Genomic DNA, 12,486 nt, shown 5'->3' on the forward strand with positions numbered 1-12,486 from the left:
CGCCCACGTTGTTGATGGGCTGGGTATCGAATTGATAACCCGGTTGGGCGCCGGGCGTGATGAGGTCTGTGTCGGCGACATAAGTAAGTGTACCGTATAGGCGGAAGCCCGAGTCATAGATGAGATAGGTATCTCCAACCACAGGAACTGTTACTGTTACCGAGAATTTTGGAGCCGCAGCATTGGCTGCAGATGGTAACTGAAAGCTACCTACAACCGTATCATCGGTTGTAACTCCCGTACCATTTGTATCAATCAAATAGTACGTGTTGATATTGTTGCTCGATCCACTATCTACAGTACCGGTAAGTGACAGATCGCCTGAGACAAGTATCCCTGCGTAATTCGACACCCCGTCCGGGGTCAACGGCGGCAGGGGCGTGGACGCGCCGACGCGAACGGACAGTTTCCAGGCGCCGCCCAGGGCGGCTGCGCCAACTAGCGACCTGGATGCACGGACGTCCGCGCCGACCGCCTGTTCCAAAGCCGCTACGAAGGTTTCGCCAGCATTCCCTGATGCCGTCTCGCAGCTCCACAGCCGCAGCTCGCCGTCCGCAGCAAGCGCCCTGCCGATTGAAGCGAAGTCCTCAGCCGCTTCCTCCAGCGTCCCTACCGACCATTCTCCCGCGGAGAAGCTGACCCGGCCGGGCGCGCCATGCGCCAAGACGTGCACCGCGTCGAGCCCGTCGTGCCGCGAGAGCGCGGCGGCAATCTGCCGTGCCGCCGGTCGGCGGCCGTCCAGCACTATTGCCTGGACTTCGGCCCTCAGATTGGCGAGAACCGTGTTGAGATCGGAGACTGAAGGATCGACAAAGAGAATTTCAGAGGCACGGGCCATGACTGGCTCCTGTTGGCTTTGAACTCAATCCTAGGGAAAACCGCCCGACGCTAGGCCGGCGTGCGGTCGCGACAACGACAAGGAGATTGGACGGTCATCTTCCGGATAGACCGACGGCGCCGTCGGGTCGTTGGACAGAAGGGCTCTCTACGCGGAGAAAGCTGCAGGCCTGGAAATTCCCGCCATCGTCAAACGTACCAATCGCAAATGAGCCGGCTGCGGCCGGAACCTTGACGGTGACAGCGACAGCGAGGCTTCGCTTGACGGCCTTGGGCAGGATGACCTGACCGACGATGGCGCTCTTAGCCGTGTCCAGGATGAAATAAGGCACATTTTCGGTCGTGTCGCCGATGGGCAAGGCGCCTCTAACGGTAACTTCCATGACTGCAAACCCTGTTATATAGCTCATGATACTCTCCGTGGTCAGCGGACGAATGCGCCGCTGCGTTTTTCTGTCGTCACTCTCAATTTTCAATCGCCGCCGATCGGCTGCGCCAGCAAGGTCGGCGCGATCGAGCGGGCGGATAGTCTCTGTCGGGTTGGCGGCGTCGTGGCATCGAACGGCGCCGCATCGTGGGGCGGATCAGCGAAGCGTGGACGACCCCGCCGTGAGCCGCCCGCAACTGCCATGAAGGGATTGCCGCCGATGTCCAAAGCATCGGTTGCAGCGTCTGGCCGATCGTTTCCAGCGCTTGTCTGCAAATGGATCTGCGCCGTCCGAAACGGGGTGCTGTACCACGGCACCGCCGGTCGGCAGGCGATGTCATCCCACCCACTACGCAATCCCTCCAGGCTACGCCGAAGGCTCGGCGTCGGCTCGTCAGGAAACTCCGGGATTGGAAAGCCGTCGTCCTTCAAATGAATGACGTTGAACGACAAGTGATCTGCGACAATCGAGGTCGCCACCGCCGGGTCCGCGCCGAGTTCGCGTACGCGGCCGATGGCGAAGCCGGTCTGGTTTAGGCCGGGTTCAGGCTGAATGCCGGTTGCGTCCAGCGCGGCGGGGTCTGCCTCGCATTGGTGCTCACCGAACTCCGGGCGATCGGCCGGCTGAAGGTTTTGCGGCCAGCCGAACCGAGGCTGTGCACTTCTCCCGTGCGCACGTGGCAAGACTCGACCCAACACCCACTCCCGTCAACGATAGCGCCGATGCCTCGGCGACAATTCTCAAGGGAATGGGAAGCCGTCCGCCCCCACAAGGGGGACATGGTCGCGACATATAACTAGCGTGCCCGGTGGACGCGCCTTCCAATCCGCGAAACGTCCTTGATAACCCAGACCCTTCTAACTCTCCCCAAGAAAGAATTTCGCAGACATTCCGGCATTCGGCCGTCCAAACTGCGAGGGCCCCTCAACACCGCGTTTTAGTAGATTCGAAAATTAGCAAATTGTAAACTATAAATTAAGCAACTACTAAATTAGCTGGAACGAGGTAGTGCCGCTTTGGCAATTGCAGGAAAGATGGCTTGGAGAATCGCTATGACAATCAGATGTTTAATAGGACTACTTGCAATCCTGCCTGCTTTAGATAGCAATTGAAGGTCTCCATCTTCCATGCAAATTATCGACGATGGCGCAGCCAGACGGGTTGGCAATGTCTCAGCGGATGCTGGTGCCTCGGCCTTGACGGCAGCCTGCAAATGGCGGCGAAATACAGAACCTACCGGTCAGACCGGACGGAGCGGTGAATGCCGGCGGTTGCAGTTCAAGCAGCCTCCTTTCACGGTCGCCATTGCCGCCCGCTGGCATGACGGCTGGCTGCTAACCACTGTGGATAAGGTTAAGCGCGGTTTCCTGAGGACGACCTATAGGATCCGTGAGAAGGAATGATCGGATCTTTGAAATGGAAGCTGTTGCGCAGCCGGACTGGCAAGTGGACAGCGACAGCGGGGGGAAGGCATGAGCGGTCGAGGCTCGGCGAATCCGCATCGAAACGGATCCGGCAAGGCGCGGCGACACGCGAACCGTCCCTATCGCCGACAGTCACATTGAAGGCCGATGGATCGCGAATGACAAACGGCAAGCGGCTCTGCCTCAATATGATCGTCAAGAACGAGATGGCGAACCTTCAACGCTGTCTCGGTGCGGTTGTCGACCACATCGACTGCTGGGTCATCGGCGATACCGGCTCGACCGACGGGACCCAGGATTTCATCAAATCGTTCTTCGCTGCCCGCAGCCTGCCCGGCGAGCTGCACGAATTCCCATTCCACAATTTCGAGCAGGCGCGCAACGCAGCGCTCGATCACGCCTATGCCTCGCCACTCGCCTACGATTATCTGCTGTTTGACGACGCCGACATGGAGCTGATGGTCGAGGACGCGGGCTTCCGATCGCGGCTCGACAGTGCGGGCTATCGGCTGCTGCAGCGGTCGGATTCCGGCTTGGCCTATTGGAACACGCGCCTGGTCAGGCGCGACGCCGGCGCGCGCTATTACGGTGTGACCCACGAATATCTCGATGTGCCTGGGGGCGTGCAGGAGCTGCGCGGTGCCTGGTACAAGGACCACGCCAGCGGATCGAACCGCGTCGACAAATTCGAACGTGATGCGAAGCTTCTGCTGGAAGCCCTCGAAAAGGATCCGGAAAATCAGCGCTATTGGTTCTACCTGGCGCAATCCTATCGCGATGCCGGCCGGACCGCGGAGGCCGCGGTGGCCTACGCCAAACGCGCCGCCATGGGCGGCTGGGACGAGGAGGCGTGGAACGCCCGCCTTCAGGGGGCTCGCTGCCTGCGCAAACTCGGCGACGAGCCCGGCTTCATTGAGCAGGCCCTTGCCGCCTTCAATCAACGGCCGCAACGAGCCGAGCCGCTCTATGACCTGGCCCGGTTCTACCGCGACAAAGGGATGAACCACGCCAGCGCCCTGTTTTCTGAAGCGGGGCTGGCGATCAAGCGGCCGGAACAGGACATCCTGTTTATCGAGGACTACATCTACACGACAGGCATGGTGGAAGAGTTTGCGATAGCGGCAAACTACGCGCGCGACCCCGTGCGCAAGGACCGTGGTTTCGCGGCATGCAACTGGCTGGCGCTGAACCGGACAATCGACGATGGCCCGAGGGAGTTGGCGTGGTCCAACCTGTTCTTCTATGTGCAGCCCGCCAAGACAATGATGCCGTCCTTTAGCGCGCGTCCGGTCGGCTTTACGGCGCCCGATGGCTATCGGTCGTCAAACCAGTCGGTGGCTCGATTGGGCGACCTGATCGTGCTTTTGCAGCGAACGGTGAATTACACGCTGGCCGAAGACAACCTGCAATACGACACGCCGGGTGGAGTGCCGGTTCACACGCGCAATTTCCTTCTCCGATTGAGTGATGAGCTCTCTATTCAGTCCGCAAGCGAGGTTTTGCCGCCGGCCGATATGCCGGAACCCGCCAACGACCGTGTTCTCGGATTTGAGGACATGCGCCTGTTCGCTTGGCGCGACGCGCTATGGGGCGTCTCGTGCGTGCGCGAATTGACGGAGGAGGGCTGGTGCGAGCAGATCGTCGCGCGCATTGATGAGGACGCTTCCTGCCGGCTCACCGACTGGCGCGTACTCCGCCCGGCGGGGCCGCGGCTGCACCAGAAGAACTGGATGCCGCAAGTCAAGCCAGGCACGGTGGGGGGAGGGGCAGAGGCGTTGCAATTCATCTACCTTTGCGATCCCACCCGGACCGTGGACGAGCGGGGCTCGACTCTCAGCGAGACTCCTCCCGCAATTGCAGCGAAGAGTTTCAGGGGTGGAACACAGCTGATCGCATTTGCCGGCGGGTGGCTTGCATTGATTCATGAAGTCCAGTGGCGGGTCGCCGAGAAGCGGCGTTACTACCTGCATCGGTTCGTCTGGTTCGATGAAGCCAACACCTTGCGAAAAGTAAGCCGGCCGTTCTTCTTCGACAAAAAGGGCGTCGAATTTGCTGCCGGTCTGGCGTGGCACCCTGACGAAAGGCGTTTGGTGATTTCCTACAGCGTCACCGACAGCGAGTCCTGGATCGCGACCGTCGACGAGGCGGAGGTTAGGTCGATGTTAGAAGACGTGGATAGCCTGCCATCAGGTGCGGCCGGCACGGCGTCCAGGGTGACGCTGGTCTCGGGGCATGGCGCTGCGCCAACCAAAGCAGGGATCAAGCCTGACTGTGCTGACAACGGAGCCATGGACGATGCAAGCCAGGCGCCGTCGGAAGGCAAGGACCTCGGCCCTGGCGGCATGAAGTCGGCAGACGACATCTTCCATGAGCTCGCGCCGTTCCTGCGCGACGTCGATTCTCCGCCGGAACGGCGGGAACGATCGCGCCAGTTCGACGCGCGGATTTCCCGCTTCCTTGGCAGCGACGGTACCGCGCTTCCGCAGATCAACTGCTTCTACCAGGTGATGTCCGACAAGGCCGAGCATCGTACTTTGATCGCGGCCACGACGTCGATGCGGGCAGCGGGCCATCCGGTGCGGGTGTGGAGCTACGCACCAGAGAAGCTCGAATTCCTCGTCCCGCACGGGGTCGAACTCCGCAATGCCGACGACGTCATGCCGCGAGCCTTGTTCGAGCGGATCGTCGCCGGCTCCGAGATCAGGTATTTCAGCGATATCTTCCGCTACGCCCTGCTCTACGAGCATGGCGGGCTCTGGATGGATTCCGACGTCATCCTGCTGCGACCGTTCCCCTTTCGCGGGGATCATTTCTTCAACCTGCAATGGCGCGGATCGCACAAAGGTCACTTCATCTGCGGCAATGTTATCTATGCCCGGCCTTACAGCAGTCATCTGAGGGCGCTGTACGAATTGTCGATCGAACGTTTTCACGAAGCACGCGGCAGGGAATTCGGAGACATCGGCCCCAAGCTTTTGTCCGACTACATTGCCTCCGACGCGGGAGCCGCGCTGCAGGAATGGGTGTTCAGCCCGATGTTCTTCAACACGATCGACTGGAATGAAATCGACCGCTTCGAAAAGCCGATAGCGGAACTGGCCGACTATCTGAACGATGAGCGGGTGTTCGGCGTCCATCTGTGGACGGCGCGCAATGAGGCCCGGCTGGGCGGCGAAGGGGCGCCGCTGATCTCGTCCCTGATGGATCCGCTCGCCGGATTTTCCTCGCTAACGAAGCTTGCCGACCAATTTCCGACCGACAAGAATCGACACACAGGCAACCGGCACAGCTATGCTCGCGTCTATGATCAGTTGCTGTCGAGCCGCCGGCTTGCGGTGCAGCGTATTATGGAGATCGTACAGCACCGCGGCGCGGCGATCGACGATCGGGCCACACCAGCATCGGTGGGCCTTTGGCAAAAGTACTTTCCGTTTAGCCAAGTGATCGGCGTCGACCTCAACGATCTTTCCCATCTGAACAATGATAGGTTCAGGTCGTTTGTCGGCGATCAGTCCAGGGCGGAGGACCTGCGCAAAATCGCCGCGAAACTCGAGCCTGCGTCACTTGACGTGGTGATCGACGACGGCAGCCACGCGTCCTTTGGGGAACAGCTTACGCTTCGCGAATTCTTTTCCTTGCTTAAACCGAGTGGCTGGTACTTCATCGAAGACCTCGACTGGCAGCCGCCCGGTGAAGACGCGAGCAAGATCACGCTGACCAAGACCCTGCTGCGTGAGATCAAGGAGCAGGGCAGCGCGCGTTCGGTCGATCCGCTGGGGGTGAGCGCGCTTGCCGGTCAGTTCGCCGAAATCCTGTTCTTCGACAGCCACTACGAGTTGAATCGCGCCAAGCTGATGGGTGGTCTCGTAGCCATACGCAAGTGCGCGGGAACTGGGGATACTCGGTAACAATCTGAGCGAGAACCGTCGGTTCAATGTTTGAGAATTCGAACGAAATTCAGCTGTTGTCGGTCCCGAGCGACCCGAGGCGATATCTCGTCCTGATACGTGCCGGATCGAAGCGTCGCCCTTCCTTTTTTTCCGAGACTCCGCAAGGGGAGCGCCAGTACGACCTCGCGATAAATTACTACGCCACACCACACCCGGACGATATTCTTCGAAATCGGGCCGAAATTGTTTTTGCGGGCGGCCGATCAAAAATGCACGGAGCTAAACGGTTCTTCGAGGCTACAGACCTTCATAACGTCTATGAGGGGGCTTTATTTCTTGATGACGATATAGAACTTCTTTTCAATCCAGATGCCTTTTTTGCAATTTGCGAAGAATATTCGCTTGATCTTGCTCAACCCGCCTTGACCCCGGATTGCATCGACGCGATGGGGCTGACACGCCAGCATCCCGGCCTCAAGCTGCGGACCACCAATTGGGTCGAGGTCATGGCCCCGTTCTTCCGGCGCGCGTTCCTGCAGGAGATGCTCCATTCCTTTGACCTATCGATCTCAGGATGGGGACTGGATCTATATTGGGGTCATCACCTCGCGGACCGCTGGACAGCGGGCATCGTCGATGAATTTCTGATGCGGCATACCCAAGTAAGCAATCACGAGACGGGTGCATTTTACTCGTATCTTCGCTCGATCGGTGTTGATCCTTATGAAGAGATGAAGTCAATTCTTACCATGATCGATACCAATCCATACATCGCCAGGCCGATACGTTTCATCTACCGAACATACTCCTTTCGCGCATAGATCCTATGGAAGGTTTCTGGTGAAAGTCGCCGTCTACACCATAGCGTTGAATGAGGCCGCAAACGTGGAGCGCTGGGCCAACTCGGCTGTCGACGCCGATTATCGCATTGTCGCTGACACCGGCAGTACCGATGAGACGGTGGCGCGGCTGACCGCTGCCGGCGTTACCGTGCACCGGATAGCGGTCCGCCCGTGGCGTTTCGACGATGCCCGCAACGCAGCCATGGCGCTAATCCCGGCCGACGTCGATGTCTGCTGTACAATGGACATGGATCGATTTCTCGAGCCCGGCTGGCGGCCGAAGCTTGAGGCGGCCTGGACGCCCGAGACGACAGCCCTTTATTGCCAGACGGTCTACAGATCGAGTGTCGATGACCCTACGCCGCTGCGAAGCTGGCCGGCGAAGAATTTTCACCATCGCTGGGGATATCGTTTCAAGCGGCCAGTGCATGAGGCCTTGTTTTTCACCGGCGATCGAGAGGTCACCACGAACAGCAACGACATTGTCATGTTCGAAGTGCAGGACCTCACCAAGCCAACAAGGAGCAGCTACCTGCCACTGATGGAGGTTGCGCACAAGGAAGATCCCGACGACGCGCAGATCTGCTTCTGGCTCGGGCGGGACTTGATGTGGGCCAACCAACAAGAGCGGGCCGTTCAACTGCTTGAGCGCTACCTTGAATTGCCGACAAGCAAGTGGGCGGAAGAACGATCCGAGGCGATGCGTTATATCGCGCGCATGCGGCCAGAGCAGAAATTGTCCTGGCTGGACAAGGCCAGGATGGAAGCACCGCACCGGCGCGAGATCTGGCTTGACCTGGCTGAAGAGTTTCATGGCAAGGCCGACTGGTTGAATCTCTTCTGGGCCAGCACCAATGGGATCGAGAAGACCTACCGCACAGGTAGTTACCTTGACGACGCGAACTGCTGGGGGTTTCGGCTGTACGACCTTGGCGCCATCGCGGCCTGGCGCCTCAATGTCATGGACCGTGCCGTGGAATGGGGACAAAGGGCGCTGAACTTGGACCCGGAGAACAACAGGTTGAAAAATAACCTGCAACACTTCTGTCAGTTGAAGAATAGTGCGCAAGGCGATGCAACTGTGCATCAGTTTTGATGTGGGGTTCGAAAACCCGTTAGTAAGTATGGCGGGAGACCGGGACTACGTAGGGGTATGGCGCAATGATGCAGTTGACGAAAGATAATTACTTTACGCGCAGGCGCGTAGTCGTTATGAGGCATCGAGGCAACTTAGCAAATAAAATGATCCAGTATATGGGTGCTCTAACAATATCTAACCGGATTGCGAATTGTAGCATTGTTAACGTTTCGATTCCGGAGTGGGATCTGGAAATTCCCGACGATACGCAGAATGAACACTTTTTTGATAATATTGATCTATGGACCTGGGACGCTTTCCGGCCTCACATTAATGAGATTTGCGTTCTTGCGAACCGGAGCGAGTCGGTCCGCATAATGATGGCCGACCATCTGCAGAGGATGGAGTTCCTTGAGCCGCCTCACGTCTATCAACCGCTTTTCCCTTACAGCCCCCCCTCGCGGAAAATCGGCGAAAGTGACTTGCTGATTAATGTTCGTACCGCTGAAATTCTTCAGGGTGTACCCCACTATCCACTCCTTCCAATAGAGTTTTATGAGGATGTGATCGCTTCGACAGGGCTAAACCCGGTGTTTGCCGGACAGCTCGCCGATTCAGAGTACGTACGACAGCTTAAATCTCGCTTCCCGAAAGCTATATTTTACGACAGCCAAGGGCCTAGGGCGGACTTCGATTTGATTCGTTCCGCAAAGAACATTGTCGTTGCGGTCAGTACGTTCTCCTGGTTAGCGGCGTGGCTTTCCCGAGCGCAGACGATCTTTCTTCCACTCAGTGGTTTCTACAATCCAGCGCACCATCGCGAGATCGATCTGCTGCCGGTTGACGACATTCGCTATAGATACTTTCTATTTCCGTTGAACTATGGATTGCCTGAGGAACAGAGCCTGGAATATCACCAACGGATATCAGGCAGATGGAAAGAAATATCGCGCAATCAGGTCGCGCTGCTGAAGACCGCCGCTCCTTTCCTGCGTGTGCCGAGGGAGAATTACGACAACGGCTTGCCGACGAGGGCGGCGCAGGGGTCTGCCATCACCTTCGACTCCGTCTGGTACGCGCACCGATACATCGACGCCGCAATGGAGATAAGCGAAGGGTGGTTCGAGGATCCGCTGCACCACTATCTCGAAGTTGGTAGACTGCGGGGCTACCAGCCGGTCCGCGAGCTTGAGGCGCAACCGCGCATAGACCTGTCGCTGCCGAATCTCGCGCTTAACAAGCGAGCCACTCAAAGTTCCGTGAGTCAATGGTCCAATGGCCGCACCGTGGAGGAAGACGCGGGGAATGCCGCAAACGGAAATCCAGCGAAAGTGCTGGGATTTCACACTAACAATACCGAAAATCCGTGGTGGATGGTTGACCTTGAACAGCTAGCTCAAGTGTTAGCTATTAGGATATTCAATCGTGACAATATTCCAGAGTGGATGCAGCGACGAGCCTCGCCACTGATTGTGGAGGGATCAACAGATGGAGAGCGATGGACGTTGCTCTTCCGCACCGAGCCCGGGCAGGTCTTTGGCGGGTGCAGCAGCGGCCGCCCATTGCTGTGGAGCGCCGAGGAACCGGTCCTGATCCGCTTCGTGCGGATTTCGATTCCACGAAGGGAGTATCTGCACTTATCGGAAGTCGAAGTCTATGGCCACTTCCAGTGCTAAACTCGATTCCGAGAAGGACCAATTTGAAGTAGGAAGAGGGCCGAATGAACTGCTAGGTATCGGAGGATGGCGTGCCGACAGAACAACCAGGATCGCCGATGCGTGTGTTCACGACGCACGGAACCGTTCTGAATGTTGATCCGACGACAGGTGAGTTGCGGCACGGCTCCCCCGCAATCAGCCCGCCGAATGCGAGACTCGTGTTTGATGGACCGCGCGCCCAAATCATGCACGTCGTATTGACGACGCTTCACCCGATAGCCTGCTCAACCAACCATTCCTGGTCTATTGTAGGGCCGTTGGGAGCGGGAACTACCGCAACTTCAACCGTTCTTGAAGTGGTGCGTCTTGACGGAGGTCAGATTGCACTCAAGGCGCTAGGCGCCTTTCTCAGTGCAGAATCTGATGGGCGGATCACTCTTTCGCGCACGGAATGCGGCGCGTGGGAGAGGTTCACGCTTCGCGAACCTGACGTGGCAAAGCAGCTAAAGATCGCCGCGGTTACGATGGTATACAACGAGAGAGTGTTCCTGCCAATCTGGCGACGGCACTACGGGCGGGCCGTCGGTGAAGAAAACCTATTCGTTCTAGACCACGGCTCGGACGATGGGAGTACAAATAACTTAGGACGTGCAAATACCGTTCGTGTCCCTCGAGACAAATTTGATGAGTACCAAAGATCGGCATTTGTAAGCAGATTTCAAGCGAGTTTGCTCTGCTACTACGACGCGGTGATATTCTCGGACGTTGATGAGATATTGATTCCGGATCCAGCGCTGTTTGCCGGACTCGTCGATTTCGTGGGGCGGCAGTGTGACCAGTTTGTCACTGCCCTTGGAGTCGAGGTGCAGCATCTGCAGAACGTGGAGCCGAATATCAACCTAAGTCGCCCGATATTGTCTCAAAGGCGGTACGTTCGATTTGCTGCAGATTATTGTAAACCTCTAATCTCTAGGATTCCACTGACGTGGGATCCGGGATTTCATAGTTGCCAGTACCCTCAACTGGTAAACAGAAGCCTGTTCCTCTTTCATCTTAAAGCTATGGATCGAAACCTGGCGCTCGAAAATTTGCGAAAAACTCAGTCTATTCAATGGGCGGAAAGTTCGTTGGGGACGGGCCATGGTACGCAATTTAGACTTAGCGAAGATGAGTTTATAAGAAAAATGTTTCCATATTCTCTTGAAGAAGTTAATGCGTCTCTCATAGGAGACTTCGATTTTTCCGATGATTTATCCCGATTAAGAATAGATCGTGCCAACACGTCTCAAAGTTTCAAAGGTGGTTTTGCGATTGTTCCGGACAGATTCCTCAACATGATCGACGCTTCAGTTCCAGCATCTGTGCCTGCAAGACCCGAAGTGAGAACCGCCGACAGCTGGAGGTCGTGGACTAGTCGGTCGGGGCGCGATCTAGATCTTGGCAAACACCTCGTGGTAGCGGATATCGGAGCGGCCGGTGGCCTTCAGCAGTCATGGTCAAAAGTTGAGGATCGCATTGTTGCGGTGATGTTCGAACCAAACCCGGCAAGGGCAGTTGAACTTAGGAAAAGCTCGAACAGGTTTGCGGAGGTCGTGGTAATTCAGAGTGCTCTCGGCGAAGCCTCTGGTATATCGACTTTGTATTTGACCAAAAGTAGTGGTTGCTCGTCGACGCGTTTGCCTAACCGAACGTTCCTCGATCGATATTCGGTGAGACCGGCGTTTGATATAAGGTCGAATATTGATGTCGAGGTGAAACCCTATTTAGAATTATTTCTAGCCGGCGAAGTCCCGCCGCCTGATGTTATCAAAATAGACACGCAAGGAACGGAATTTGAAATTATCAAAGGATTTGGGGATCTGCTCAGCGGATGCTTGGGCTTGCAGTTGGAAGCACACCTATATCCGATTTACGAGAAGCAGAGACTTTTTCATGATCTTGTAATGTTGCTCGACGGATTCGGATTAGTTCTGCGAAGAATTTCGCCCGTCGACCACTTCGATGGCGACGTCGTAGAATTAGATGCGTGGTTTACTGTCCGGCAGGAACGCATTGCGCAATTGGATGTTGCGAGCAAATGGAAGCTCTCGGTAATCTGTTCCGAGTGGGGACTCACCGAGCAGGTGCGGCAGTTCCCACCTTCAACAGAATGGTAGGGCTTCCAGTGCGGTAGGCGCTGCGACAGCTGGCGAACTTAAGAGTCCCGTCACAACATAATTCGCATTGCGAGCGGGATTCGGCAAAAGTGAGAGTTGGTCGGCTCGGAGCTCGATGGGCGCGGGCAAGGATGGGGCGGTCTGGAGGCAGTCTCGCAGGTCTCCGCCAATGG

Annotated in this window: 7 protein-coding genes and 1 pseudogene; 5 read left to right on the forward strand and 3 right to left on the reverse strand. The window is 57.1% G+C overall.

What is annotated here, in order from left to right:
* Positions 1–340: 340 nt before the first annotated feature.
* The 3 genes and pseudogenes from CK228_RS35915 to CK228_RS24770 form a co-directional block, all read right to left on the reverse strand.
* Positions 341–838: pseudogene (locus tag CK228_RS35915) on the reverse strand (DUF4347 domain-containing protein); the annotation flags it as partial.
* Positions 839–932: 94 nt separating this feature from the next.
* Complete coding sequence (locus tag CK228_RS24765) at positions 933–1,247, reverse strand: hypothetical protein (RefSeq protein WP_143750390.1); 315 nt, start codon at positions 1,245–1,247, stop codon at positions 933–935.
* Positions 1,248–1,309: 62 nt separating this feature from the next.
* Complete coding sequence (locus tag CK228_RS24770) at positions 1,310–1,948, reverse strand: hypothetical protein (RefSeq protein WP_095789562.1); 639 nt, start codon at positions 1,946–1,948, stop codon at positions 1,310–1,312.
* A gap of 899 nt (positions 1,949–2,847) precedes the next feature.
* Here CK228_RS24770 and CK228_RS24775 point away from each other — a divergent pair.
* From CK228_RS24775 to CK228_RS24795, 5 genes are all read left to right on the forward strand, one after another.
* A complete protein-coding gene (locus tag CK228_RS24775) occupies positions 2,848–6,597 on the forward strand; it encodes a glycosyltransferase (protein ID WP_095789563.1) in 3,750 nt (1,249 codons plus the stop codon).
* Between the two features lie 26 nt (positions 6,598–6,623).
* Positions 6,624–7,400 carry a hypothetical protein gene (locus CK228_RS24780; protein WP_095776103.1) on the forward strand — a complete coding sequence of 259 codons (777 nt, stop codon included), beginning with the start codon at positions 6,624–6,626 and terminating at the stop codon, positions 7,398–7,400.
* A gap of 19 nt (positions 7,401–7,419) precedes the next feature.
* The gene (locus tag CK228_RS24785; RefSeq protein ID WP_179296039.1) at positions 7,420–8,517 is read left to right on the forward strand and encodes a glycosyltransferase; all 1,098 of its coding nucleotides are present in this window, start codon (positions 7,420–7,422) and stop codon (positions 8,515–8,517) included.
* Positions 8,518–8,663: 146 nt separating this feature from the next.
* The gene (locus tag CK228_RS24790; protein WP_179296040.1) at positions 8,664–10,175 is read left to right on the forward strand and encodes a discoidin domain-containing protein; all 1,512 of its coding nucleotides are present in this window, start codon (positions 8,664–8,666) and stop codon (positions 10,173–10,175) included.
* Positions 10,176–10,246: 71 nt separating this feature from the next.
* Positions 10,247–12,313, forward strand: a complete 2,067-nt coding sequence (locus CK228_RS24795; RefSeq protein WP_142887678.1) for an FkbM family methyltransferase — start codon at positions 10,247–10,249, stop codon at positions 12,311–12,313.
* The last annotated feature ends 173 nt before the right edge of the window (positions 12,314–12,486 follow it).

It is taken from the genome of Mesorhizobium sp. WSM4312, assembly GCF_002294875.1.
Classification (GTDB): Bacteria; Pseudomonadota; Alphaproteobacteria; order Rhizobiales; family Rhizobiaceae; genus Mesorhizobium.

Bases quoted from the DNA above. Each gene is read 5' to 3' on its own strand.
- CK228_RS24765 (WP_143750390.1), bottom strand. From the start codon at position 1,247: ATGAGCTATATAACAGGGTTTGCAGTCATGGAAGTTACCGTTAGAGGC.
- CK228_RS24780 (WP_095776103.1), top strand. From the start codon at position 6,624: ATGTTTGAGAATTCGAACGAAATTCAGCTGTTGTCGGTCCCGAGCGAC.
- CK228_RS24775 (WP_095789563.1), top strand. From the start codon at position 2,848: ATGACAAACGGCAAGCGGCTCTGCCTCAATATGATCGTCAAGAACGAG.
- CK228_RS24790 (WP_179296040.1), top strand. From the start codon at position 8,664: ATGATCCAGTATATGGGTGCTCTAACAATATCTAACCGGATTGCGAAT.